The sequence below is a fragment of the Ruegeria sp. SAZA006 genome (assembly GCF_059613465.1).
The window spans coordinates 33,351-56,590 of record NZ_JBXWSO010000014.1 but is presented as its reverse complement, the minus strand read 5'-3'; the positions used below and the strand labels follow the sequence as shown (position 1 = coordinate 56,590).

25 protein-coding genes are annotated in these 23,240 nt (G+C 63.6%); 19 read left to right on the top strand and 6 right to left on the bottom strand.

Annotated features, from left to right (window positions below):
* Window positions 1-33: 33 nt before the first annotated feature.
* Both AC2FNZ_RS12395 and moaA read right to left on the bottom strand, forming a co-directional pair.
* Window positions 34-1,344 (bottom strand): 3-deoxy-D-manno-octulosonic acid transferase, encoded by a 1,311-nt coding sequence (locus AC2FNZ_RS12395; protein ID WP_170340362.1) that lies wholly within the window; start codon window positions 1,342-1,344, stop codon window positions 34-36.
* 1 nt (window position 1,345) lies between these two features.
* Window positions 1,346-2,353: a GTP 3',8-cyclase MoaA gene (gene moaA, locus AC2FNZ_RS12390; protein WP_496840838.1), complete on the bottom strand. Its 1,008-nt coding sequence runs from the start codon at window positions 2,351-2,353 to the stop codon at window positions 1,346-1,348.
* Window positions 2,354-2,444: 91 nt separating this feature from the next.
* Between moaA and AC2FNZ_RS12385 the strand changes: the two genes are divergently transcribed.
* Window positions 2,445-2,849 (top strand): hypothetical protein, encoded by a 405-nt coding sequence (locus tag AC2FNZ_RS12385; protein WP_093964890.1) that lies wholly within the window; start codon window positions 2,445-2,447, stop codon window positions 2,847-2,849.
* Here AC2FNZ_RS12385 and AC2FNZ_RS12380 read toward each other — a convergent pair.
* The 3 genes from AC2FNZ_RS12380 to glmU are packed head-to-tail and all read right to left on the bottom strand — an operon-like array spanning window position 2,837 to window position 6,710.
* The gene (locus tag AC2FNZ_RS12380; RefSeq protein WP_496840837.1) at window positions 2,837-3,523 is read right to left on the bottom strand and encodes a DNA alkylation repair protein; all 687 of its coding nucleotides are present in this window, start codon (window positions 3,521-3,523) and stop codon (window positions 2,837-2,839) included. The genes AC2FNZ_RS12385 and AC2FNZ_RS12380 overlap by 13 nt on opposite strands.
* Before the next feature lie 6 nt (window positions 3,524-3,529).
* Entirely contained in the window at window positions 3,530-5,353 is a 1,824-nt protein-coding gene (gene glmS / locus AC2FNZ_RS12375) for a glutamine--fructose-6-phosphate transaminase (isomerizing) (protein ID WP_496840836.1), read from the bottom strand.
* Window positions 5,354-5,357: 4 nt separating this feature from the next.
* On the bottom strand, window positions 5,358-6,710 hold the full coding sequence (glmU, locus tag AC2FNZ_RS12370; protein ID WP_496840835.1) for a bifunctional UDP-N-acetylglucosamine diphosphorylase/glucosamine-1-phosphate N-acetyltransferase GlmU: 1,353 nt from the start codon (window positions 6,708-6,710) through the stop codon (window positions 5,358-5,360).
* A 133-nt stretch (window positions 6,711-6,843) separates the two neighbouring features.
* On the opposite strand from glmU, the gene AC2FNZ_RS12365 reads away from it, so the two are divergent.
* The 3 genes from AC2FNZ_RS12365 to AC2FNZ_RS12355 all read left to right on the top strand — a co-directional run bounded on the left by AC2FNZ_RS12365 (window position 6,844) and on the right by AC2FNZ_RS12355 (window position 10,067).
* The gene (locus tag AC2FNZ_RS12365; protein WP_496840834.1) at window positions 6,844-7,515 is read left to right on the top strand and encodes an HAD-IA family hydrolase; all 672 of its coding nucleotides are present in this window, start codon (window positions 6,844-6,846) and stop codon (window positions 7,513-7,515) included.
* Window positions 7,516-7,555: 40 nt separating this feature from the next.
* Window positions 7,556-8,746 (top strand): DegT/DnrJ/EryC1/StrS family aminotransferase, encoded by a 1,191-nt coding sequence (locus AC2FNZ_RS12360; RefSeq protein ID WP_496840833.1) that lies wholly within the window; start codon window positions 7,556-7,558, stop codon window positions 8,744-8,746.
* 157 nt (window positions 8,747-8,903) lie between these two features.
* Window positions 8,904-10,067, top strand: a complete 1,164-nt coding sequence (locus AC2FNZ_RS12355; RefSeq protein ID WP_496840832.1) for an isovaleryl-CoA dehydrogenase — start codon at window positions 8,904-8,906, stop codon at window positions 10,065-10,067.
* A 51-nt stretch (window positions 10,068-10,118) separates the two neighbouring features.
* Here the strand turns inward: AC2FNZ_RS12355 and AC2FNZ_RS12350 are convergent, their stop codons facing one another.
* Window positions 10,119-10,724, bottom strand: coding sequence for an OmpW/AlkL family protein (locus tag AC2FNZ_RS12350; protein WP_170368170.1), 606 nt, complete (start codon window positions 10,722-10,724; stop codon window positions 10,119-10,121).
* 136 nt (window positions 10,725-10,860) lie between these two features.
* Between AC2FNZ_RS12350 and AC2FNZ_RS12345 the strand changes: the two genes are divergently transcribed.
* The 15 genes from AC2FNZ_RS12345 to AC2FNZ_RS12275 all read left to right on the top strand — a co-directional run bounded on the left by AC2FNZ_RS12345 (window position 10,861) and on the right by AC2FNZ_RS12275 (window position 23,232).
* Complete coding sequence (locus tag AC2FNZ_RS12345; RefSeq protein WP_496840831.1) at window positions 10,861-12,387, top strand: AMP-binding protein; 1,527 nt, start codon at window positions 10,861-10,863, stop codon at window positions 12,385-12,387.
* Window positions 12,384-12,923, top strand: coding sequence for a hypothetical protein (locus AC2FNZ_RS12340; RefSeq protein WP_496840830.1), 540 nt, complete (start codon window positions 12,384-12,386; stop codon window positions 12,921-12,923). Before AC2FNZ_RS12345 ends, AC2FNZ_RS12340 begins: the two co-directional genes overlap by 4 nt.
* 2 nt (window positions 12,924-12,925) lie before the next feature.
* Entirely contained in the window at window positions 12,926-14,530 is a 1,605-nt protein-coding gene (locus AC2FNZ_RS12335; protein WP_496840829.1) for a carboxyl transferase domain-containing protein, read from the top strand.
* Window positions 14,531-14,542: 12 nt separating this feature from the next.
* Window positions 14,543-14,959, top strand: coding sequence for an ASCH domain-containing protein (locus AC2FNZ_RS12330; RefSeq protein WP_496840828.1), 417 nt, complete (start codon window positions 14,543-14,545; stop codon window positions 14,957-14,959).
* A gap of 5 nt (window positions 14,960-14,964) precedes the next feature.
* Complete coding sequence (locus AC2FNZ_RS12325; RefSeq protein WP_496840827.1) at window positions 14,965-16,896, top strand: acetyl/propionyl/methylcrotonyl-CoA carboxylase subunit alpha; 1,932 nt, start codon at window positions 14,965-14,967, stop codon at window positions 16,894-16,896.
* Between the two features lie 57 nt (window positions 16,897-16,953).
* Window positions 16,954-17,808 carry a hydroxymethylglutaryl-CoA lyase gene (locus tag AC2FNZ_RS12320; protein ID WP_170454658.1) on the top strand — a complete coding sequence of 285 codons (855 nt, stop codon included), beginning with the start codon at window positions 16,954-16,956 and terminating at the stop codon, window positions 17,806-17,808.
* Between the two features lie 9 nt (window positions 17,809-17,817).
* The gene (locus tag AC2FNZ_RS12315) at window positions 17,818-18,606 is read left to right on the top strand and encodes a crotonase/enoyl-CoA hydratase family protein (RefSeq protein ID WP_496840826.1); all 789 of its coding nucleotides are present in this window, start codon (window positions 17,818-17,820) and stop codon (window positions 18,604-18,606) included.
* A gap of 187 nt (window positions 18,607-18,793) precedes the next feature.
* Window positions 18,794-19,159, top strand: a complete 366-nt coding sequence (locus AC2FNZ_RS12310; protein WP_093964903.1) for an NADH-quinone oxidoreductase subunit A — start codon at window positions 18,794-18,796, stop codon at window positions 19,157-19,159.
* On the top strand, window positions 19,150-19,683 hold the full coding sequence (locus tag AC2FNZ_RS12305; RefSeq protein ID WP_093964904.1) for a NuoB/complex I 20 kDa subunit family protein: 534 nt from the start codon (window positions 19,150-19,152) through the stop codon (window positions 19,681-19,683). Before AC2FNZ_RS12310 ends, AC2FNZ_RS12305 begins: the two co-directional genes overlap by 10 nt.
* Before the next feature lie 12 nt (window positions 19,684-19,695).
* The gene (locus AC2FNZ_RS12300; RefSeq protein ID WP_496840825.1) at window positions 19,696-20,298 is read left to right on the top strand and encodes an NADH-quinone oxidoreductase subunit C; all 603 of its coding nucleotides are present in this window, start codon (window positions 19,696-19,698) and stop codon (window positions 20,296-20,298) included.
* A gap of 2 nt (window positions 20,299-20,300) precedes the next feature.
* The gene (locus AC2FNZ_RS12295; protein WP_010442775.1) at window positions 20,301-20,474 is read left to right on the top strand and encodes a hypothetical protein; all 174 of its coding nucleotides are present in this window, start codon (window positions 20,301-20,303) and stop codon (window positions 20,472-20,474) included.
* 7 nt (window positions 20,475-20,481) lie between these two features.
* Window positions 20,482-20,607, top strand: a complete 126-nt coding sequence (locus AC2FNZ_RS12290; RefSeq protein WP_261391884.1) for a hypothetical protein — start codon at window positions 20,482-20,484, stop codon at window positions 20,605-20,607.
* On the top strand, window positions 20,607-21,830 hold the full coding sequence (locus AC2FNZ_RS12285; protein ID WP_170341006.1) for an NADH-quinone oxidoreductase subunit D: 1,224 nt from the start codon (window positions 20,607-20,609) through the stop codon (window positions 21,828-21,830). Before AC2FNZ_RS12290 ends, AC2FNZ_RS12285 begins: the two co-directional genes overlap by 1 nt.
* Window positions 21,830-22,978 carry an NADH-quinone oxidoreductase subunit E gene (locus AC2FNZ_RS12280; RefSeq protein ID WP_496840824.1) on the top strand — a complete coding sequence of 383 codons (1,149 nt, stop codon included), beginning with the start codon at window positions 21,830-21,832 and terminating at the stop codon, window positions 22,976-22,978. The genes AC2FNZ_RS12285 and AC2FNZ_RS12280 overlap by 1 nt, the downstream gene beginning before the upstream one ends.
* Window positions 22,979-23,010: 32 nt before the next feature.
* Window positions 23,011-23,232, top strand: a complete 222-nt coding sequence (locus AC2FNZ_RS12275; RefSeq protein ID WP_496840823.1) for a DUF5337 domain-containing protein — start codon at window positions 23,011-23,013, stop codon at window positions 23,230-23,232.
* Window positions 23,233-23,240: the final 8 nt, after the last annotated feature.

Below are 23,240 nucleotides of genomic sequence, written 5' to 3'. Positions count from 1 at the left end.
GGCGGGGGCGCAGGCCCCCGCTGCCGCTTGCGGTCAGGGGCCTGCGTCCTCAAGATCCAGTTTGTCGCACAGCGTATCCACAATCGCATCAAGCGCCGATTTCTGGGTGTTCACGCAGGATTGCGCCGCCGCTTGCGCCGCTGCCAGCGCCGATTTGTCCGACAGCCAGAGCTCGACCGCCTTGGCCAACTCCGGCGCCGAAGCGACTTCGACCGCGCCGCCGCTGTCCACCAGCGGGGCAAATGTCTCGGCGAAATTGTAGTAACCTGGCCCGGTGATCACCGCGGCGCCAGCCTGCGCCGGCTCGAACGGGTTGTGGCCGCCAATCTCTTTCAGCGACCCGCCCAGAAACACGATCGGGCACAAAGCGTACCACGTTCCGGTTTCGCCCAGCGTATCGGCCACATAGACCTGCGTGTCGCCGGTGATCGGCTGCCCGGCGCTGCGCAGGGCGTGGCTTTGACCTGCGGCATCAATCAGGGCGCAGACCTCGTCCCGCCGTTCCGGGTGGCGGGGGATCAGCAGCAGCAGCAGGCCGGGCCAGCGGTTCAGCAATTCGGCATGGGCGGCCAGAACGGTCTCTTCCTCGCCTGCGTGGGTCGAGCTGGCGATCCAGACCGGCCGCGCGCCGATCTGCGCGCGGATCTGTATCAGCGTGTCTTGATCCACCGGCAGCGGATCGGACATGGCCTTGAGGTTGGTTCCGGGCTGCACCAGATCGGCGGGCGCGCCCATGGCGATCAGGTTTGCGGCCGTGCGGTCGTTTTGCGTCAGGAACAGGCGGAACTGGCTAAGGACAAAGCGGGCGGTGTCGGGGCGCTTCTTCCACCCGGCCACCGATTTCTCGGACAGGCGCGCGTTCAGCAGGGCCAGTGGTGTCCCACGCTGGGCGGTCTCGACGATCAGTCGTGGCCAGATCTCGCTTTCGACAAAGACGCCGGCATCGGGCCGCCAGTGATCCAGGAACCGCGCCACCGGGCCGGCGCTGTCCAGAGGGGGGTATTGGTGGCGGGTGCGCGGCGGCAGACGTTTTTCCACCAGCGCCGCCGAGGTCGGGGTGCCAGAGGTGATCAGGAACTGTGCATCCTCGATCCGTTCGCTCATGCGCCTGATAAGGCTCAGAACCGACAGGCTTTCGCCAACGCTGGCCGCATGGAACCAGATCAGCCGACCGTTAGGGCGGGGCAGACTCGCATGGCCCAGCCGCTCGCGCTGACGGATTTCGGAAACACCCGCCGATTGCAGCTTGGCGCGAACGGTGCGCCAGGCCAACGGCATGGCGATGGACGTCAACGCGCAGTACACACGGTACAGCGCCGTGGGTCGCCCCGACAAGTCTGACATGTCAGCCGCCCGTATGGCTCATGTGACGGCTCATCTGGCCGTCGATCTTCTGGCGGGAATAGTCAAAATCATGGCCCTTGGGCTTGAGGGTAATCGCCGCGCGGATCGCCTGTTCCAGCGGCTCTTCGCTGTTGGTGTGGTCGCGTAGGGGCGCGCGCAGGTCGGCCATGTCCTCTTGCCCCAGGCACATGTACAACTCGCCCGTACAGGTCAGGCGTACGCGGTTGCAGCTTTCGCAGAAATTATGGCTGAGCGGTGTGATGAAACCGATCTTTTGCCCGGTTTCCTCCAACCGGACATAGCGCGCCGGGCCGCCGGTGCGCTCGGCCAGATCAGTGACGGTATAGTGGTTTTCGTACTCGGCCCGCACGTCTTTCAGTGACCAGTACTGGTCCAGCCGATCCTCGTTGCCGATGTCACCCATCGGCATGACCTCGATCCAGGTCAGGTCCATGTCGCGCTCGGCGCACCATCGTGTGATCTTGGGCAGTTCTTCCTCGTTGAACCCTTTCAGGGCCACCGCGTTGATCTTGACGCGCAACCCGGCCTTCTGTGCGGCATCGATCCCGCCCAAGACCTGTTTCAAGCGACCCCAACGGGTGATCTTGGCGAACTTATCCTCGTCCAGCGTGTCGAGCGAAACATTCACCCGCCGCACCCCGGCGGCATACAGGTCGTCGGCGAACCGGGCCAGTTGCGAGCCATTGGTGGTCAGCGTCAGCTCTTTCAGTGCGCCGCTGTCCAGATGCCGGGTCATCGAGTCGAAGAAGCCCATGATCCCACGGCGCACCAGCGGCTCGCCGCCGGTGATCCGCAGCTTTTCCACGCCCAGCCGGATGAAGGTCGAGCACATCCGGTCCAGTTCTTCCAGCGTCAGCAGTTCATTCTTGGGCAGAAAGGTCATGTTCTCCGACATGCAGTAGACACAGCGGAAATCGCAGCGGTCCGTGACGGAGACGCGGAGATAGGTGATTGCGCGGGCAAACGGGTCGATCAGCGGAGCAGTCATGCTCAATAGGTAAAGCGCACGGTGCCTTGCGACAAGTCAGAACTGCGCTTGAGGGGTGGAACGCGGGCGCGGGCAGGGGTAGGCTGGTCGCATGCGATACCTGTTTGTCCTTCTTCCTGCGTTTCTGACCGGCTGTGATGCGGTGCGGCAAGGCCTTGATCGCGCCCCGGATGCGGAACCTGCGCAAGCGACAGAAGCCGCCGCTGCCACCGAAGAGGTGGCAGCAACGCCTGTTGCGGCTGTGAACACCGGATGGGCCGGTGCCAAGACAACGATTGCCGGACTGGGCGATCCGAACAAACCCGGACGCTGGCTTGAAACGCCGTTGGTCGAAACTGAGATCAATGGCCGGGTGGTCGTACCCAAGACGGGCGCGCAGGCTTACATCACCCTTGTGCCAGCACCCTCGGGCGGCAGCCGCCTGTCGGTTGAGGCGATGCGTGCGCTGCTGGTGCCGTTTGACGAACTGGTCGAACTGGACGTTTATTCCAATTGATCTTTCAGGTACTTGCCAGCCTCTTTGCGGGCAAAGGGCTTCATCGCGTCACCGTACGTGACCAGAAACGCCCGGACCCGATTGGGATCGTGTTTGGACAGGTCGCGCAGCCACCAGGCCACCGCCTTCTGGATGAACCAGTCGCGATCGGGGACATACTTGGCGGCCCAACCCAGGATGCGGTCGCGGCGCTGTAGGTCCTCGGGCTTGGGGTGGTTTTGCTTTGTCCAGGGCAGGGTGGCGACCAGTGCCGCGCGTCGGGTCCACATGTGATCCGAGGTCGTCCAGCCTTCGACCTGATCCAGCCGCGACGGATCGGCCCACAGGCGCTTTTGCATGGCCATGCTGGCATGGTCGGCCACCGCCCAAGCGTCGAAATCGGACAGCCAGCTTCGCAGCAGGTCCCAAACCGCCTGATCGGGGCGGATGCGCGCCTGCGTCAGCAGCTTGGCGGCGGCCAGCCGCGCCTCGTGAATGTTGGTCTGCCACAGCTGATCGGCCAGCGCGACACGGGCGTCCACGTCCATCTGCTGCCGCCAGCTTTTGGTCAGATCATTCAGCACCGGGTTCGGTACACCAAGATAGGGGCGATCGACCTTGTGATAGGCCGCCATCTGGGCGGCCCGGTCCGGGTCGGCATACGCCTTGATCTGGTCCAGAGGGCTGTCCGGCATGACGGCTTACTCGACCGTGACGGATTTCGCCAGGTTGCGCGGCTGGTCCACATCGGTGCCCTTGGCGACCGCCGTGTGATAGGCCAGTAGCTGCGCGGGCACCGAATACAGGATCGGCGCGACCGAGGCTTGGGCATGTGGCATGCGGATCGTGCTCCAGACCCCGTCCTTGGCATCTGCGATCCCGTCGTCGTCCGAGACCAAAATGACCTTGCCCTTGCGCGCCATGACCTCTTGCATGTTCGACACGGTCTTGTCGAACACCGCATCGCGCGGGGCCATGACCACCACCGGCATGTGCTTGTCGATCAGGGCGATAGGGCCGTGCTTCAGCTCGCCCGAGGCATAGCCCTCGGCGTGGATATAGCTGATTTCCTTGAGTTTCAGCGCGCCTTCGAGGGCCAGCGGGTACATCAGGCCGCGTCCCAGGAACAGAACGTCGCGCGCCTCGGACAGGCGCTGGGCGGATTTCCGGATCGCCTCCTCCTGGTCCAGCGCGGCATTCAGCAGTGTCGGCAGACCGCGCAGCGCGGTGGCGTGATCGGCCAGCGCATCGTCGTCCAGTGTGCCCCGGTCGGCCGCGGCCTTGAGCGCCAGCATCAGCAGAACGCTCAGCTGGCAGGTGAAGGCCTTGGTCGAGGCCACGCCGATCTCGACCCCGGCATGGATGGGCAGTGCCACGTCGCTTTCCCGCGCGATCGAGCTTTCGGGGACATTGACCACCGAAACGATCTTGTCGGCCTTGCCCTCGCAATAGCGCAGCGCGGCCAAGGTGTCGGCGGTTTCGCCCGACTGGCTGACGAACAGGGCCAGCGTGCGGTCGGTGATCGGCGGTTCGCGATAGCGGAACTCGCTGGCGATATCGACCTCGACCGGCATCCGGGCCAGCTGCTCGAACCAGTACTTGGCGGTCAGACAGGCATAGAAGGCCGTGCCGCAGGCCACCATGGTCAGGCGGTCCAGCTTGGAGAAATCAAGATCAGTGTCCGGCAGAACCACCCGGTCGCCGCCGGTGGGCAGGTACGAGCGGATCGCCTCGGCCACCACCACCGGCTGTTCGGCGATTTCCTTGGCCATGAAGTGCTTGTGCCCGCCCTTGTCGGTCCGGGTCTGATCCAGCTGGATCTTGCGGATCTCGCGATTTGCGATCTCACCGGCCTCGTTGCGGATCTCGACCGAAGTGCGGGTGACCACGGCGCGGTCGCCTTCCTCCAGATAGGTGATCCGGTCGGTCAGCGGCGCCAGCGCAATGGCGTCCGAGCCGACGAACATCTCGCCATCCCCGTGCCCGATGGCCAGCGGCGAGCCTTTGCGGGCGGCGACGATCAGGTCATCTTCGCCGTCGAACAGGAAGGCCAGCGCAAAGGCGCCTAGCAGCCGGTCAATGGTCTTGAAGGCGGCCTCGACCGGGCTCAGCCCCGATTTCATGTAGAATTCCGTCATCAACGCGACGGTTTCGGTGTCGGTCTCGGTCTGGAAATCGATGCCGTTCTCAGCCAATTCGGCCCGCAACTCGCGATAGTTTTCGACGATGCCGTTGTGGACCACGGCGACCGGCCCGGCCTGATGCGGGTGCGCGTTGCTGACAGAGGGTGCGCCATGGGTCGCCCAACGCGTGTGCCCGATGCCGGACTTGCCAGGCAGGGGGTCATGCACCAGCAGGTCACTGAGATTGACCAGCTTGCCCACCGCGCGCCGACGGCCCAGCTTGCCGCCGTTTACGGTTGCGATGCCCGCACTGTCATAGCCGCGGTATTCCAGTCGTTTCAGTGCTTCGACCAGGATGGGCGCCGCCTCGTGCTTGCCCAATACGCCAACAATTCCACACATTTACTCAGGCTCCCTTGTCCCGGCGTGCCTTTTTCGCCTTCAGCATCTCGAACAGCTTGCGGGCATAGCCCGGCTTGTTTTCCTGTTTGGCGCGGCCCACCGCCAGGGCGTCGGGTTCGACGTCGCGGGTCACGATGGTGCCGGTGGCCGTCATCGCGCCGCTGCCCACGGTGACCGGGGCCACCAGCATGGTATTCGAGCCGACAAAGACATTCTCGCCGATCACCGTGCGGTGCTTCATCACGCCATCATAGTTGCAGGTGATGGTGCCCGCGCCGATATTCGTACCCGCGCCCACCGACGCATCCCCGACATAGCTGAGGTGATTGACCTTTGCGCCCTCGGCAATCTCGGCATTCTTGATCTCGACGAAATTGCCGATGCGGGTGTTTTCGGCCAGTTCCGCCCCAGGGCGCAGGCGGGCATAGGGGCCGACCACGGCGCCGCGGCTGACATGGCAGCCTTCCAGGTGCGAAAACGCCCGGATCGTCGCGCCGCTTTCGACCGTGACACCGGGGCCGAAGACCACGTTGGGTTCGATCACCGTGTCGCGGCCGATCACCGTGTCGGCGGCCAGATAGACCGTCTCGGGGGCCATCAGGGTGACGCCCAGATCCAGCAGCTCGGCCCGGGCGTGGGCCTGGAACACGGCGTCGGCTGCGGCCTGATCAGCGCGCGAGTTCACGCCCAGCGTCTGCGCCTCGTCGCACGAAACGGCGGTGACCTTCAGGCCGCGGTCGCGCGCGATCTCGACCACGTCGGTCAGGTAGTATTCGCCCGACGCGTTGTCGTTTCCGACCGCGTCGATCAGGTCGAACAAGGTGCCCGCGTCACACGCCAGAAGGCCGGAGTTGCAGAAGGTTATGGCGCGTTCTTCATCTGACGCGTCCTTGAACTCGACGATCCGCTCCAAGGTGTCGCCGTTCATCACCAAGCGGCCATACCGGGCCGGGTCGGCGGCCTCGAAGCCCAGGATCACCAGATCGTTGTCAGCCCGCGCGGCGATCATGCGCTCCAACGTGTCGGGCTGCAGAAACGGGGTGTCGCCGTACAGAACGACCACGTCGCCGGTGAACCCGTCCAAAGCCGCGCGTGCCTGGGCGACGGCATGGGCGGTGCCCAACTGTTGGTCCTGCACGACGATGCGGGCGTCTTCATCCTCGGCCCGCGCGACCTTGGCCACCTCCTCAGCGCCGTGGCCGGTGACGATGACCGTGCGTTCGGGGGCCAGAACCGACCCGGCGCGCATGGCGTGCACCAGCATCGGAACCTGGGCGATCGGGTGCAGAACCTTTGGGATATCCGAATTCATCCGGGTGCCTTTTCCGGCGGCAAGGATGACAAGGGCAGTGCTCATGAATGCGTTTTCTCTTTTGTTTTGTCGCGGTCCGTTTTATCCGCTGAGGGCAAAGGCGCAAGCCGTTCGGCCATCAAACAAGATTGCCGTTTGCAACACGACATGGCGGAAAACTGCCGAGCAAGGAGACAGAATGCGCACGGTCATCTTCGATCTGGACGGGACTTTGGCCGATACGTCGGGCGATCTGCTGGCGGCGGCGAACCACTGTTTCCGGCAGATGGGGCATGGCGATGTGCTGGTGCACGGGCAGGATGCGGCGGTGGCTTTGCGCGGCGGGCAGATGATGCTGACCCACGGTCTGAAACGTCTGGGCGCCTACGACGAAGAAACCGTGAATGCCTATTACCCGGTCCTTCTGGATGCTTATGCGCAGGCAATCGACACCCACACCACCTTCTATCCCGGCGCGCTGCAGGCGGTCGAGGCGCTGAAGGCCGCCGGGTACGGTGTCGGCATCTGCACCAACAAGCCGGAGGCGCTGGCCGAGCTGCTGATGACGCGGCTGGGCGCGCGGGCGCTGTTCGGCTCGCTGGTGGGGGCGGATACGCTGCCAGTGCGCAAGCCCGACCCCGCGCCGCTGCGTGAAGCGGCGCGCCGGGCCGGTGGGCATCCCGACCACTGCATTCTGGTGGGCGACTCGGATACCGACAGGAACACGGCCCGTGCCGCAGGGGTGCCTTCGATCCTTGTGACCTTTGGCCCATCCGGCGATGACATGGCCGCGCTGCAGCCCGAGGCGCTGCTGCACCATTTCGACGATCTGCCCGCAATCGTCGCCGAGCTTGTGAGCGCGGCGGTCTGATCCCTTGACCCGCGCTGCGACTGGCCCCACAAACGACGCCATGACCGAGCGATTTTCTGGCAGTTTCACCCAGCAAGAGCCGATCCCCGACGAGGCGATCGAGGCTGCGCTGGCTGTTCTGCGTCACGGGCGGTTGCACCGCTACAACGTGGCCCCCGGAGAGTTGAGCGAAACCGCCCTGTTGGAACAGGAATTTGCCGCGCAGATGGGCGCGAAATACTGTCTGGCCGTGTCCTCGGGCGGCTATGCGCTGGCCACGGCCCTGCGTGCCGTGGGGGTCCAGCCGGGGGATGCGGTTCTGACCAACGCTTTCACGCTGGCCCCGGTGCCGGGGGCGATCGCCTCTGTCAATGCGCGCCCGGTTTTCGTGGGCGTGACCGAGGGGCTGACCATCGATCTGGACGATCTGGAAGCCAAGCTGGACCGCGCCAAGGTTCTGATGCTCAGCCACATGCGCGGGCATCTGTGTGACATGGACCGGTTGATGCAGATGTGCGACGCCGCCGGAGTGACGGTGATCGAGGACTGCGCCCACACGATGGGCGCCGCCTGGCGCGGGCAACTGTCCGGCCGTCAGGGGGCGATCGGCTGCTATTCCTGCCAGACCTACAAACATGTGAACTCGGGCGAGGGTGGTCTGCTGGTTACAGATGACGAGATGCTGGCGGCCAAGGCCACAATGCTTTCGGGCTCGTACATGCTGTACGAACGCCACCTTGCGGCGCCGGGTCCCGAGGTGTTCGAGCGGATCAAGTACACCACGCCGAACGTGTCGGGGCGGATGGACAATCTGCGCGCGGCGATCCTGCGGCCCCAATTGCGCGATCTGGATCGGCAGGTGCGGCGCTGGAACGAACGTTATGCCGAGATCGAGTCGGGCCTGCGCGGCACGCCCGGCCTGACCATCGTCGAGCGGCCAGCCGAGGAGAGCTATGTCGGCTCGTCGATCCAGTTCCTGCTGCTGGATTGGGTGCCTGAGCAAATCGCCGAGGTTTTGCGGCGCTGCGCAGATCGCGGGGTCGAGCTGAAATGGTTCGGCGGGGCCGAGCCAACCGGGTTCACCTCGCGCTATGACAGTTGGCGCTATGCCGAGTCGGAGCGGATGCCCGAGACCGACCGGATTCTGCGCGGGATCATCGACATGCGCGTTCCGCTGACCTTCTCGCTGGACGATTGCCGCCTGATTGCCGGCATCATCCGCGCCGAGGTCGGCGCTGTTTTCCGACAGTAAATCAATCGAGTGCGCCATGCGGCGCATGCTCGAACCCTGCAAAAGCCGCTCAAGGGGCGGCTTTTTCATTTGGGTCACGCGATGATTGACCGCGCGGGGAAAGGTCTGTATCAGTTTATTGAACACCTGTTCATTAACGCGAAAGAGGAGAGCGCGGATGTTCACGGCGACAATGCAATTCGATCTGGGTGAAGATGTGAACGCGCTGCGCGAGATGGTGCACCGCTGGGCGCAGGAGCGGATCAAGCCGATGGCGGCCGAGATCGACAAGTCCAACGCCTTTCCCAACGAGCTGTGGAAGGAAATGGGTGAACTCGGTCTGCTGGGCGTAACCGTTCCCGAACAGTATGGAGGCGCTGAGATGACCTATCTGGCGCATACGATCGCGGTTGAAGAAATCGCACGCGCTTCGGCATCGGTGGCGCTGTCCTACGGGGCGCATTCCAACCTCTGCGTCAACCAGATCAAGCTGAACGGCACTGAAGAGCAGAAGCAGAAATATCTGCCGCGCCTGATTTCAGGCGAACACGTAGGTGCCCTGGCAATGTCGGAACCCGGCGCGGGGTCTGATGTTGTGTCGATGAAGCTGCGGGCGGAAAGGCGCAACGACCATTACCGCCTGAACGGCAACAAATACTGGATCACCAACGGTCCGGATGCCGATACGCTGGTTGTCTATGCCAAGACCGACCCGAAGGCTGGCTCCAAGGGCATCACCGCCTTCCTGATCGAGAAGGACATGAAGGGATTCTCGACCTCGCCCCATTTCGACAAGCTGGGCATGCGCGGTTCGAACACGGCCGAACTGGTCTTTGAAGATGTCGAGGTGCCGTTCGAGAACGTGCTGGGCGAAGAGGGCAAGGGCGTTGCGGTGCTGATGTCGGGCCTCGACTATGAGCGTGTGGTGCTGGCCGGGATCGGCACCGGGATCATGGCGGCCTGCCTGGACGAGATCATGCCCTATCTGGCCGAGCGCAAGCAGTTCGGCAAGCCGATCGGAACCTTCCAGCTGATGCAGGGCAAGATCGCCGACATGTACACGGCGATGAACTCGGCCCGGGCCTATGTCTACGAGGTCGCCAAGGCCTGTGATCGGGGCGATGTAACCCGGCAGGATGCGGCGGCGTGCTGCCTTTACGCCTCCGAGCAGGCGATGGTGCAGGCGCATCAGGCCGTTCAGGCCATGGGCGGGGCCGGGTTCCTGGCGGATGCGCCGGTCAGCCGGATCTTCCGCGACGCCAAGCTGATGGAGATCGGAGCGGGCACCAGCGAGATCCGCCGGATGCTGATCGGCCGCGAATTGATGAACAAAATGCTTTGAAGAAAAACGCCTCGCCGACGAGGTCACGGCGAGGCGTTTCCGATCAAGGGATCAGAAGCGATGGACGTAGGACACGCCAACCAGCCACGGATCGATCTCGGCCTTGCCGATGTCTGCTCCGTTGAGGGTGACGTCCGAGTCGATGTCGAACCAGCGGACGTTCAGGCGAACCGCGCCCTTGTCCGTGACCATGTAGTCCAGACCGGCCTGCAGCGACACGCCGAACGAGTCGTCGACCTTCAGATCGCCCAGCGGCGATTCCTCGTCAAAGAACACGGTGTAGTTCAAACCGGCGCCGACATAGGGTTTCCAAGAGCTGTTGGTTGCAAAGTGGTAGTTCAGCGACAGTGTGGGCGGCAGGTGCTTGACGCTGCCCGCGTCGACGCTTCCGCCCAACGTGATGTCATGGCTGAACGGCGTTGCGGCCAAAAGTTCGATGCCCAGATTATCGCGGATGAAATACTCGGCGGTGAAGATCGGGCGGGTGTCCGAGTCGACGTCGGCGCTGAAGCCGGCGAGGGACCCGTTGTCGGATTTCGGGTCGAGGTAGCCGATACCGACACCAACGGTCCAGTCCCCCTGAGACTGGGCGAATGCGGGGGCCGAAACAGCGGCCAACGCGGTGGAAAGGGTGAGGATGGCGAGTTTGCTGGTCATGTTCTTGCCTTTGGTTTTGTGTGCAAGCCGACCATGCCCGCAGGACGGGGCGCCCACTCTGATCTGCATCAAGTTTCGACGATGTTCGATATTCAACTTGGCGCAGCAACATGTATAAATATAAGGGAAAAACGCCATGTGTCCCGCTGAGCTCATACCGGGTTTGCGGTCTGGTGGCAGCTGGGACATACCGCCCAGGCTGAACATGGCGCACCAGTGTCTCTCGCGGCCCGCTGAGCAGGTGGCGATACTCGATCTGTCTTCCGCGGCTACGACCGAGATCACTTATGGTGAACTTGAACTAATGACCGACCGGCTGGCGCGCGGGTTGCTGGGCCGCGTGCAACCCGGCGACCGGGTCGGCGTGCTGCTCAGCCAGTCGCCGTGGTGCGCGGCGGCGCATCTGGCCATCTGGAAGATCGGTGCAATCTCGGTGCCGTTGTTCAAGCTGTTCAAGCGCGATGCCCTGGCCTCGCGCATCGGCGATGCGGGGGCCGGGTATGTGCTGACCGACGGCGAGGGCGCCGATATGCTGGGTGATCTGGCGCAGCCGCTGATCGTGTCCGAGCTGGGGGCGGACGGGCCCGCCGTGGATTTTGCTGACACCGGCCCCGAGGATCCGGCGGTGCTGATCTATACCTCGGGCACGACGGGCAAACCCAAGGGTGCGCTGCATGGGCACCGGGTGCTGACCGGGCATCTGCCGGGCGTTTCGATCAGCCACAACCACCTGCGCGCGGGCGACTGCCTGTGGACGCCGGCCGACTGGGCCTGGATCGGCGGGTTGTTCGACGTGCTGATGCCCGCGCTGGCGCTGGGCATTCCGGTCGTCGCCGCGCGGCTCGACAAGTTCACTCCCGAGGCCTGCTTGGACGTGATTGCGCGCGGCGGCGTGCGCAACGTGTTCTTCCCGCCCACGGCGCTCCGGATGCTCAAGGCCGCCGACGTAGCGATCCCCGGCCTGCGGTCCGTTGCCTCGGGCGGCGAGCCGCTGGGCGCGGAAATGCTAGCGTGGGGGCAGGGGGCCTTTGGTCTGACGATCAACGAATTCTACGGCCAGACCGAATGCAACATGGTCGTCTCGTCCTGTGCCGAGGATTTCCCCGCGCGCCCCGGCTGTATCGGCAAGCCGGTTCCGGGGCATGAGGTCGCGGTGATAGACGCGGACGGCAACCCGACCGACGCCGAGGGTGACGTGGCCATCCGGCGCGGCTCGACCTCGATGCTGCTGGAATACTGGAACAACCCGCAGGCCACGGCCGAGAAGTTTCGTGGCGATTGGCTGATCACCGGTGACCGCGGTATGTGGGAGGGCGACTATCTGCGCTTTGTCGGCCGCGAGGATGACGTGATCACCTCGGCCGGGTACCGCATCGGCCCCGCCGAGATCGAGGATTGCCTGCTGACCCATCCGGCGGTGGCCACCGTGGGCGTGGTCGGCAAACCCGATCCGCTGCGGACCGAGATCGTGAAGGCCTATGTGGTGCTGAAACCGGGGTCTGAGGCCTCGGAGGCCGAGTTACAGGATTGGGTCAAGGACCGTCTGGCGCATTATTCCTATCCGCGAGAGGTGGCATTTGTGCAAGACTTGCCTTTGACCGTGACGGGAAAAGTCATTCGCAAGGAATTGAAGGCACGGTCGGCGGGGGAGTTAAGCAGGTGATATTCAAATTGAGAAACTTATTTGTTTTGGTGACTGCGCTGACTGCAGTCAGCGTAGCAACACCATCCGAGTCAGCGAGCCCCGACAGTTTTGATACAGTGGCATTTTTGCGAGCTTGCAGTGATCTGGTTCCAAATGTCGACTATGCGCTTCCTATGGATGTGGAATGTATCAGCCAAAGTCATAAGATGTGTGAGTTGGCGGATCCGTTTGCTGAGGCCCAAAAATGCGTTTCGATCGTTTCCAATTGGATGCGAGACGAAACGATCTTGGAATGGTCTCAAATCCCAGAAGAAAACCGACTGGGTTATGAAAACCCTCCCGCTGCGCGAGAGGTAGTAAGAGATGCAAAGAGAATATTCGACGGTGACATACTGGCACGATTTGCACCAGCGATATCTGATTGCGAAGATATTCAGATCGAAGGCGTCTCTGAGCAGGTTGCTTGCGGTTATGCGGACGCGTTGGCCGGCTGGCTCACGCTAAGAATTCTCCAACGTGCGGCTGAACGTGCCGAAGAAAAACGGGTACCTTAGATATGAAGCTTTCCTCCAAAGCCATGCCCACATCCGAGGGCTTCAAAGCTAACCGTACTGCCCATCTCGAAGCGTTGGCGCAGATATCTGAGGCCGCCGAGGCCGCGCGCATGGGCGGGGGCGAGAAATCGCGCGAACGCCATGTGTCGCGGGGCAAGATGCTCCCAAGACGCAGGGTAGCGAACCTGCTGGACCCGGGGTCTCCGTTCCTCGAAATCGGCGCGACGGCGGCGCATGGCATGTACGGTGGCGCGGCCCCCTGTGCCGGTGTCATCGCGGGCATCGGCCGGGTGCAGGGGCAAGAGGTCATGGTGGTGTGCAACGACGCCACCGTGAAGGGCGGCACCTACTATCCGATGACGGTCAAAAAGCACCTGCGCGCGCAGGAGATCGCCGAGGAAAACCATCTGCCCTGCATCTATCTGGTCGACAGCGGCGGCGCGAACCTGCCCAACCAAGACGAGGTCTTTCCCGACCGCGACCATTTCGGTCGCATCTTCTACAACCAGGCCCGGATGAGCGCCAAGGGCATTCCGCAGATCGCTGTGGTGATGGGCTCGTGCACCGCTGGCGGCGCATATGTGCCGGCCATGTCTGACGTGACGATCATCGTCAAGGAACAGGGCACGATCTTTCTGGCCGGTCCCCCTCTGGTCAAGGCGGCGACAGGCGAGGTCGTCAGCGCCGAAGACCTGGGCGGCGGCGACGTGCACACGCGCCTTTCGGGCGTGGCCGATTATTTGGCCGAGGACGACGCCCACGCGCTGGCTCTGGCCCGCCGGGCCGTTGGCTCACTCAATCGCCGCAAGCCGCAGACGGTGGATTGGGCCAGCCCCGAAGACCCGGCCTATGACCCCGAGGAAATCCTGGGCGTTGTCCCGGCCGATCTGCGCACCCCGTACGACATCCGCGAGGTGATCGCGCGTCTGGTCGATGGCTCGCGTTTTGACGAGTTCAAGCCTCGGTTCGGTGAAACGCTGGTGACCGGCTTCGCCCATGTCAAAGGCTGCCCCGTCGGGATCATCGCCAACAATGGCGTGCTGTTTTCCGAGGCCGCGCAGAAGGGCGCGCATTTCGTCGAACTGTGCAGCCAGCGCAAGATCCCGCTGGTCTTCCTGCAGAACATCACCGGCTTCATGGTGGGCCGCAAGTACGAGAACGAAGGCATCGCGCGCCATGGCGCCAAGATGGTGACCGCCGTGGCCACCACAAGCGTGCCCAAGATCACCATGCTGGTGGGCGGCTCGTTCGGGGCCGGGAACTATGGCATGGCCGGGCGCGCCTATCAGCCCCGCTTCCTGTGGACGTGGCCAAACAGCCGTATCTCGGTCATGGGCGGCGAGCAGGCCGCCGGTGTTCTGGCGACAGTCAAACGCGACGGGATCGAACGGCAGGGTGGCACATGGTCGGCCGACGAAGAGGCCGAATTCAAACGCCCGACGCTCGAGATGTTCGAGGAACAGTCGCACCCGCTCTATGCCTCTGCCCGTCTTTGGGATGACGGCATTATCGACCCGCGCAAAAGCCGCGACGTGCTGGCCCTGTCGCTGAGCGCCGCGTTGAACGCACCCATCGAGGACACGCGCTTTGGCGTGTTTCGGATGTAGAGGGGTGGGGTGATGCTGGAAAACCTGAAAGAAAGATATCCTGGGGCCGAGACCTTTCAGTTCGGCGACAACCGCGCATTGTGCGACGAGTTGCTGGCTCTGGTCCGCTCGGGGCGCAAGACAGCGACATGTGGCGCGTTGCGTGACTTTACGGCGGGTGGCGAGGCAATGCCGCAGGCAGGCCGCCGCGACATCGCTTTGGACTGGGACGGGCAGCCCGCGCTGGTCATCGAAACGGTCGATGTGACGGTCCGGCGCTATTGCGATGTGGACGAGGCATTTGCTCTGGCTGAGGGCGAAAACGACAGCCTGGAAGGCTGGCGCGAGGATCATCGCAGATATTTCGAACGGAACGGCGGCTTCGACCCCAAGATGGAGTTGGTCTGCGAACGGTTTCGCCTTGTGGAAGATCTGGCAGGGAAAGGGTAACGGCCATGTTTGACAAGATCCTGATCGCCAACCGGGGCGAGATTGCCTGCCGGGTCATCGAAACCGCGCGCAAGATGGGCGTGGCCTGCGTTGCCGTATACTCGGATGCCGACGCGGCCGCCAAACATGTGCAGATGGCGGATGAGGCCGTGCATATCGGCGGGGCGGCTCCGGCCGACAGTTATCTGAAAGGCGACGTGATCATTCAGGCCGCGCTGGATACCGACGCGCAGGCGATCCACCCCGGCTATGGGTTTCTGTCCGAGAACCCCGATTTCGTGGATGCCGTGCAGGCCGCGGGCCTGACCTTCATCGGCCCCTCGGCGGATGCGATCCGCAAGATGGGCCTGAAGGATGCCGCCAAGGCGCTGATGGAGCAGGCTGGCGTCCCGGTCGTGCCCGGCTATCACGGCGACAACCAGGACCCCGAGCATCTGGCCGGTGCGGCCGACACCATCGGCTATCCGGTTCTGATCAAGGCGGTGGCCGGCGGTGGTGGCAAGGGGATGCGGCTGGTCGAGAGGCCGGCGGATTTCGCCGCTGCTCTGGACAGCGCCCGCGGCGAGGCCAAGACCGCCTTTGGCAATGATGCCGTTCTGGTCGAGAAATTCGTGGCCAAGCCCCGCCATATCGAGGTTCAGGTTTTTGGCGACGGCACCCATGCCGTGCATCTGTTCGAGCGTGACTGCTCGCTGCAGCGCCGCCACCAGAAGGTGATCGAGGAAGCACCCGCGCCCGGAATGACGCCCGAGATGCGCGAAGCGATGGGGCAGGCGGGCGTGCGCGCGGCCGAGGCCATCGGCTACAAGGGCGCAGGCACCGTGGAGTTCATCGTCGATGCCTCGGACGGGCTGCGCCCTGACCGCTTCTGGTTCATGGAGATGAACACCCGCCTGCAGGTCGAACACCCGGTGACCGAGGCCATAACCGGCATCGACCTGGTCGAATGGCAGTTGCGGGTTGCGGCCGGGGAAAGCCTGCCCAAGCGGCAGGCAGAGCTTTCGATCAACGGCCATGCCTTCGAGGCCCGGCTGTATGCCGAGGACGTGCCCAAAGGGTTCCTGCCCGCGACGGGCACCCTGACCCATCTGGAGTTTCCGCACGGCTGCCGCGCCGACAGCGGCGTGCGGGCGGGCGACACGATCAGCCCGTGGTATGACCCGATGATCGCCAAGGTGATCGTGCACGGCCCGACTCGCGCGGTGGCGCTGGAACAACTGCACCGCGCGCTGCGCCGGACGCAGGTGGCGGGAACCGTCACCAACCTGTCTTTCCTGGGCGCACTGACCCGGCACGCCGGGTTTGCGGCGGGCGATGTCGATACCGGGTTGATCGGCCGCGATCTGGACGATCTGGTGCGCGAACCCGCCGTCACCCCGGCAATGACCGTTGCGGCGGCGATGGCCGCGACCGGACTGGACAAACCCGCCCAGGACACCGGATTTACCCTCTGGGCCCCGCTGCACCGGGCGCTTCAGCTGAAGCGCGACGGCGAGGTTCTGGATCTGGACGTCCAGGTCGCAGGGCCGGACCGGCAGGACTGGCAGATCGGCGGGGCCACCGTGATCGTCGAACGGGTCAACGGCCGCTGGATCATCGACGGCCAGCCGATGCCGCCAGTTGCGATTGCGGGCCACGATGTCACCGTGTTCGACGCCTATGGCGTGAGCTTCGAGATGCTGGACCCGCTGGACCGCGATGTCAGCGCCGCCGGTGACACCAACGTGGTCGAAGCGCCGATGCCCGGGCTGGTCAAGGCGGTGTTCGCCGCGCCGGGACAGGCGGTGAAGGAAGGCGACCGGCTGGCCATCCTCGAGGCCATGAAAATGGAGCATTCGCTGCTGGCCGCCCGCGACGGTGTCGTGGCCGAGGTTCTGGCAGAGGCCGGATCGCAGGTCGAGGCCGGTGCGGCGCTGGTCCGGCTGGAAGACGACTGAAACCCTGAACGCCCGCCCTGAACGGGGCGGGCCGGGACTGTACAGGAGGGCACCGCCATGGCGGAACGTGTCGAGATTTTTGAAGTGGGGCCGCGCGACGGGCTGCAGAACGAAAAGCGTGAAATCCCGGTTTCCGAGAAGATCGCGCTGGTCGACTGCCTCAGCCGGGCGGGGTTCAGCCGGATCGAGGTGGCCAGTTTCGTGTCGCCCAAATGGGTGCCGCAGATGGCCGGCAGCGCCGAGTTGTTGGCCGGGATCACCCGCGCTCCCGGCGTGCGCTACGCCGCGCTGACCCCGAACATGCGCGGCTATGAGGACGCGCTGGCTGCCGGTGCGGATGAAATCGCGGTGTTTGCCTCGGCGTCGGAGGGGTTCTCCAAGGCCAACATCAACGCGACCATCGCCGAATCCATCGAGCGGTTCGTCCCGATCCTCGAGGCGGCGCGCCATATCGACCTGCCGGTGCGGGGATACGTCTCTTGCGTGACCGATTGCCCCTATGACGGGCCGACGCCGCCCGCCAAAGTGGCCGAGGTGGCCGACCTGCTGTTCTCGCACGGCTGTTACGAGATCTCGCTGGGCGACACGATCGGGCAGGGGACACCCGACAGCATCGCACGCATGTTGCTGGCGGTGCGTGAATACGTGCCCGCGACCCGTCTGGCGGGGCATTTCCACGACACCAACGGGCGGGCGATCGACAATATCGACGCCTCGCTTGCGCTGGGCGTCCGGGTGTTCGACGCCGCCGTGGGCGGATTGGGCGGCTGCCCCTACGCGCCTGGCGCGGCCGGGAATGTGGCCACCGAAGCCGTTGCCGCGCATCTCGAACGGCTGGGCTATGACACCGGGCTGGACGTTGCCGTGCTGAACCAAGCGGCGGAAATGGCCCGCGCGATGCGGGCGGGATAAGAGGCTGACATGTTTGAGACCATCTCGATCTCCACCGATTTGCGCGGCGTTGCCACGCTGACGCTGAACCGGCCGGAAAAACACAACGCGATGTCGGCGCAGATGATCGCCGAGCTGACCCGGGCCGCCGCGCAACTGGGGAAAACCGACGACGTGCGCGTCGTAGTTCTGACCGGCGCGGGCAAAAGCTTCTGCGCCGGGGGTGACCTGGGCTGGATGCAGGCCCAGATGGCCGCCGACCCCGAGACCCGCTTTGTCGAGGCGCGCAAGCTGGCCGAGATGCTGAACGCCCTGAACACCCTGCCCAAGCCGTTGATCGGCGCGCTGCAGGGCAACGCCTTTGGCGGCGGCGTGGGCATGGCCGCGGTCTGTGACGTGGCCGTCGGCGTGGACAGCCTGAAGATGGGGCTGACCGAAACCCGGCTGGGGCTGATCCCGGCCACCATCGGGCCCTATGTCATCGCCCGCATGGGCGAGGCCCGCGCGCGGCGCGTGTTCATGTCGGCCCGTCTGTTCGACGCGGCCGAGGCGGTGGATCTTGGCCTGTTGGCGCGGGCCGTTCCGGCGGATGAGCTGGATGCCGCGATCGAAGCCGAAGTGCAGCCCTATCTGTCCTGTGCGCCGGGCGCCGTGGCCTCGGCCAAGGCGTTGGTTCGGGACCTCGGGCCGCGCATCGACGACGCGGTGATCGACCACACGATCCGGGCGCTGGTCGACCGATGGGAAACGGACGAGGCGCATGAGGGAATCAGCGCTTTCTTCGACAAGCGAAAACCTTCATGGAATAGTGAGGTTTGACCGTCCGCGACCATTTGAAGCCAAGGGCTTGCGCCTAGTGCAGCGCTGGGCGTTGGCAAGCCGAATATTCGGTGCCATGCGCGCTTGTGCTCGGTTGACCCTCTGACCCCGCGCGGATAGAGAATGTCCAGTCAACACGCCAATTGACGGCGCGTCTCGTTCGGGATGCGCAGGAAAGGAGCCACTCGTGGAAGAGCTGTTGCGGGAATATCTCCCGATCCTGGTGTTTCTGGCCGTCGCCGTGGGCCTTGGAATCGTCCTGATTCTGGCCGCCGTCGTTCTGGCAGTCCGCAATCCCGACCCCGAAAAGGTCAGCGCCTATGAATGCGGGTTCAACGCGTTCGACGATGCGCGGATGAAGTTCGATGTCCGATTCTATCTGGTGTCGATCCTGTTCATCATCTTCGACCTCGAGATTGCGTTCCTGTTTCCCTGGGCCGTGGGCTTCAAGGACATCAGCGATGTCGGCTTCTGGTCGATGATGGTGTTCCTCGGCGTTCTGACCATCGGCTTTGCCTATGAATGGAAGAAGGGGGCCTTGGAATGGGAGTGATGACGGGTGCAAACACCGCTGGCGTCGACAAGGAAGTCGCCACCCAGGCCCTGAACGCCGAGTTGCAGGACAAAGGGTTCCTGCTGACTTCGTCCGAGGACATCATCAACTGGGCGCGCACCGGCTCGCTGCACTGGATGACCTTTGGTCTGGCCTGCTGTGCGGTCGAGATGATGCACACCTCGATGCCGCGTTACGACGCCGAACGCTTCGGCATCGCGCCGCGCGCATCCCCGCGCCAGTCGGACGTGATGATCGTGGCCGGTACGCTGACCAACAAGATGGCCCCGGCGCTACGCAAGGTCTATGACCAGATGCCCGAGCCGCGCTATGTGATTTCGATGGGGTCCTGCGCCAATGGCGGTGGCTACTACCACTATTCCTATTCCGTCGTGCGTGGGTGCGACCGCATCGTTCCGGTGGACATCTATGTGCCCGGCTGCCCGCCGACGGCCGAGGCTCTGCTGTACGGTCTGCTGCAACTGCAGCGCAAGATCCGCCGCACCGGCACCATCGTCCGCTGAGGAGGGACCGAGATGAGCGAAGCACTCAAGGAACTCGGCACGCATATCGAGCTTAAGCGCACGGACTGTGTTCTGTCATGGAGCATTGCCCATGACGAGCTGACGGTTGATGTTGCGCCCTCGAGCCTGGTGGAATTTGTCGAGTTTCTGAAAACGGATCAGAACTGCAAGTTTTCTACCTTGGTCGACATTACCGGAGTTGACTACCCCGAACGCGCCAAACGGTTCGACGTGGTTTACCACTTTCTTTCGATGTACCAGAACCAGCGCATCCGGATCCGGATCTCGGTGCGCGAGGAAGACATGGTTCCGTCGATCGTCGATGTGCACCCCTCGGCCAACTGGTTCGAGCGTGAAGTGTTCGATATGTTCGGCATCCTGTTCTCGGGCCACCCGGACCTGCGTCGCATTCTGACCGACTATGGCTTTCGCGGCTATCCGTTGCGCAAGGATTTTCCGACCACCGGGTATATCGAAGTCCGCTATGACGAAGCGCAGAAACGGGTCGTGTACGAACCGGTCTCGCTGGTTCAGGAGTATCGCCAGTTCGATTTCATGAGCCCGTGGGAAGGTGCGAACTATGTTCTGCCGGGGGATGAAAAACAGGAGACCTGACAATGGGTGGCATCTGGTGGCTGATCCTTTCTGCACTGACCATCATTCCGATGGTGAAGATTTTGCCGTTTTTCGGGATCAACAAATACTGGTGCCTCCTCTGCCTGGTCCCATTCGGCACGATCGCGTTGCTGTGGTGGGTCGGGTTGAAACTGCAGGAACTGGAGCGCCGCTGAGATGGTCATGCTGCTGGGGGAACTGATTGCGTTGGGTGCGCTGGGGGTCCTGCTGGCGGGGGCCGCAGCCAAAGCGCTTGAGGCGGAAAAGGTCCGGGTTCGGGCCGAAGCGAAAAAGAAACGAGGGCGTTGATGGACGGCTCAAGATACGATGACGGCAGCACGGACGCGCTGAGCGGAGAACAGAAGATCCGCAATTTCAACATCAACTTCGGCCCGCAGCACCCTGCGGCGCACGGAGTTTTGCGTCTCGTGCTTGAGCTGGACGGCGAGATCGTCGAGCGTTGCGACCCGCATATCGGCCTGCTGCACCGCGGTACCGAAAAGCTGATGGAAAGCCGGACCTATCTTCAGAACCTGCCGTATTTCGACCGATTGGACTATGTGGCGCCGATGAACCAGGAACATGCCTGGTGCCTGGCCATCGAAAAGCTGACCGGCGTCGAAGTTCCACGCAGGGCCTCGTTGATCCGGGTCCTGTATTCCGAGATTGGGCGCGTTTTGAACCATCTGCTCAACGTGACTACGCAGGCGATGGACGTGGGCGCGCTGACCCCGCCGCTGTGGGGCTTTGAAGAGCGTGAAAAGCTGATGGTGTTCTACGAGCGTGCCTGCGGTGCGCGCCTGCACGCGGCCTATTTCCGCCCCGGCGGTGTGCATCAGGACCTGCCGCCCGAGTTGCTGGACGACATCGAGACCTGGAGCCACGAGTTCCCCGCCGTTCTGGACGACATTGACGGACTGCTGACCGAGAACCGGATCTTCAAACAGCGCAACTGCGACATCGGCGTGGTGACCGAGGACGAAATCCAGCAATATGGCTTCTCGGGCGTGATGGTGCGCGGATCGGGCCTGGCCTGGGACCTGCGTCGCGCGCAACCCTATGAATGCTACGACGAGTTCGAGTTCCAAATCCCCATCGGCAAGAATGGGGACTGCTATGACCGCTACCTGGTGCGGATGGAAGAGATGCGCCAGTCGGTGTCGATCATCCGTCAGGCCATCGCCAAGCTGCGCGACTGCCCGGGCGACATTCTGGCCCGCGGCAAGATCACGCCGCCGAAACGCTCGGACATGAAGACCTCGATGGAGAGCCTGATCCATCACTTCAAACTGTACACCGAAGGGTTCCACGTTCCGGCGGGCGAAGTCTATGCCGCCGTCGAAGCGCCCAAGGGCGAGTTCGGCGTCTATCTCGTCGCCGACGGCACCAACAAGCCGTACCGCGCCAAGCTGCGTGCGCCCGGTTTCCTGCACCTGCAAGCCATGGACCACGTCGCCAAGGGCCACCAACTGGCCGACGTCGCCGCCATCATTGGCACCATGGACGTCGTATTTGGAGAGATTGACCGCTAATGCTCCGCCGTCTTCATCCCGAACAACCTGATAGCTTTGCCTTCACTCCCGCCAATATGGATTGGGCCAAGGCGCAGATCACCAAGTACCCCGAGGGCCGTCAGGCCAGCGCGGTCATCCCGCTGCTGTGGCGCGCACAAGAGCAGGAGGGCTGGCTGAGCCGTCCGGCGATTGAAACCGTCGCTGACATGCTGGGCATGTCGTACATCCGGGTGCTCGAAGTTGCGTCCTTCTACTTCATGTTCCAGCTGCAACCGGTTGGGTCCGTTGCGCATATTCAGGTCTGTGGCACCACGTCCTGCATGATCTGCGGGGCCGAGGACCTGATCGCGGTCTGCCGCGAAAAGATCGCGCCCAAGCCGCACCAACTGTCGGCGGACGGCAAGCTGAGCTGGGAAGAGGTCGAGTGCCTGGGTTCCTGCACGAACGCCCCGATGGCACAGATCGGTAAAGACTATTACGAGGACCTGACCGCCGAGAGTTTTGGTCGGATCATTGATGAACTGGTCGCTGGCAAGGTTCCGGTGCCGGGTCCCCAGAATGGGCGCTATGCGGCCGAGCCTCTGGGCGGGGTGACCAGCCTGAAGGACTACGAGGGTGGCAAGGCAAAGCACAATGCCAGTGTGCAACTGGCCACGGAACTGGGCGATACCGTCAAACGCATCGACGGAACCGAGGTTCCGATTTTGACGCCTTGGTTGGGCAAGGATGGCAAGGCCGCCGGCGCGAAAGCCGCGCCCAAGCCGCCGAAGGTGCCAGAGCAGGGCAAACCAGCCGCCCGCCAGGCCGCACCCAAGAAATCCGCCAAGGCCGAGCCATCTTCGCCCGAGGGCGCCGCGGCCAAGCCGGAAACGACTGAGGCTCAGCCCGAAACGCTGAGCAGTGCGCGCGACGGCAAGCCCGACGACCTCAAGCTGCTGAAAGGTGTGGGGCCGAAGCTCGAGCAGACGCTGAACGGGCTCGGGTTCTACCACTTCGATCAGATCGCGGCCTGGATGCCGGAACATGTGGCGTGGGTTGATTCCCGGCTGAAGTTCAAGGGCCGGATCGAACGCGATGGCTGGATCGAGCAGGCGGCCAAGCTGGCTGCTGGTGAGGAAACCGAATTTGCCAAACGTGCCAAGCAAGACGGCACCTACGAAGACTGAGAGACGGTGCCCGATACGGGCATCGGAGTGTGATGGACAAGGACAAGGAACAGGCCATCGCCCGCAAGGGCCGACATATCGGCGTGGTCATCGCGGTGACCATGCTGTTGTGGCTTGCCATGACCCTGTTCATCGGCCCGGCGCTGGAGCTGCCGGGACGCTTTGCGCTGCTGTTCGATTTCGCCGCGATCGCGGCGTTCATCTATTCGGGCGTCAACATATTTCAACTCTGGCGCATGCGTCAGGACAGCTGAAGGTAACA

Coding starts and splice junctions, on each gene's coding strand:
- AC2FNZ_RS12320 (WP_170454658.1), top strand. CDS start 16,954: ATGGCGGAACGTGTCGAGATTTTTGAAGTGGGGCCGCGCGACGGGCTG.
- AC2FNZ_RS12360 (WP_496840833.1), top strand. CDS start 7,556: ATGACCGAGCGATTTTCTGGCAGTTTCACCCAGCAAGAGCCGATCCCC.
- AC2FNZ_RS12335 (WP_496840829.1), top strand. CDS start 12,926: ATGAAGCTTTCCTCCAAAGCCATGCCCACATCCGAGGGCTTCAAAGCT.
- AC2FNZ_RS12330 (WP_496840828.1), top strand. CDS start 14,543: ATGCTGGAAAACCTGAAAGAAAGATATCCTGGGGCCGAGACCTTTCAG.
- AC2FNZ_RS12300 (WP_496840825.1), top strand. CDS start 19,696: ATGAGCGAAGCACTCAAGGAACTCGGCACGCATATCGAGCTTAAGCGC.
- AC2FNZ_RS12305 (WP_093964904.1), top strand. CDS start 19,150: ATGGGAGTGATGACGGGTGCAAACACCGCTGGCGTCGACAAGGAAGTC.
- AC2FNZ_RS12345 (WP_496840831.1), top strand. CDS start 10,861: ATGTGTCCCGCTGAGCTCATACCGGGTTTGCGGTCTGGTGGCAGCTGG.
- AC2FNZ_RS12285 (WP_170341006.1), top strand. CDS start 20,607: ATGGACGGCTCAAGATACGATGACGGCAGCACGGACGCGCTGAGCGGA.
- AC2FNZ_RS12290 (WP_261391884.1), top strand. CDS start 20,482: ATGCTGCTGGGGGAACTGATTGCGTTGGGTGCGCTGGGGGTCCTGCTG.
- AC2FNZ_RS12275 (WP_496840823.1), top strand. CDS start 23,011: ATGGACAAGGACAAGGAACAGGCCATCGCCCGCAAGGGCCGACATATC.
- AC2FNZ_RS12350 (WP_170368170.1), bottom strand. CDS start 10,724: ATGACCAGCAAACTCGCCATCCTCACCCTTTCCACCGCGTTGGCCGCT.
- AC2FNZ_RS12395 (WP_170340362.1), bottom strand. CDS start 1,344: ATGTCAGACTTGTCGGGGCGACCCACGGCGCTGTACCGTGTGTACTGC.
- AC2FNZ_RS12325 (WP_496840827.1), top strand. CDS start 14,965: ATGTTTGACAAGATCCTGATCGCCAACCGGGGCGAGATTGCCTGCCGG.
- AC2FNZ_RS12280 (WP_496840824.1), top strand. CDS start 21,830: ATGCTCCGCCGTCTTCATCCCGAACAACCTGATAGCTTTGCCTTCACT.
- glmS (WP_496840836.1), bottom strand. CDS start 5,353: ATGTGTGGAATTGTTGGCGTATTGGGCAAGCACGAGGCGGCGCCCATC.
- AC2FNZ_RS12295 (WP_010442775.1), top strand. CDS start 20,301: ATGGGTGGCATCTGGTGGCTGATCCTTTCTGCACTGACCATCATTCCG.
- AC2FNZ_RS12385 (WP_093964890.1), top strand. CDS start 2,445: ATGCGATACCTGTTTGTCCTTCTTCCTGCGTTTCTGACCGGCTGTGAT.
- AC2FNZ_RS12380 (WP_496840837.1), bottom strand. CDS start 3,523: ATGCCGGACAGCCCTCTGGACCAGATCAAGGCGTATGCCGACCCGGAC.
- AC2FNZ_RS12315 (WP_496840826.1), top strand. CDS start 17,818: ATGTTTGAGACCATCTCGATCTCCACCGATTTGCGCGGCGTTGCCACG.
- glmU (WP_496840835.1), bottom strand. CDS start 6,710: ATGAGCACTGCCCTTGTCATCCTTGCCGCCGGAAAAGGCACCCGGATG.
- AC2FNZ_RS12365 (WP_496840834.1), top strand. CDS start 6,844: ATGCGCACGGTCATCTTCGATCTGGACGGGACTTTGGCCGATACGTCG.
- AC2FNZ_RS12355 (WP_496840832.1), top strand. CDS start 8,904: ATGTTCACGGCGACAATGCAATTCGATCTGGGTGAAGATGTGAACGCG.
- moaA (WP_496840838.1), bottom strand. CDS start 2,353: ATGACTGCTCCGCTGATCGACCCGTTTGCCCGCGCAATCACCTATCTC.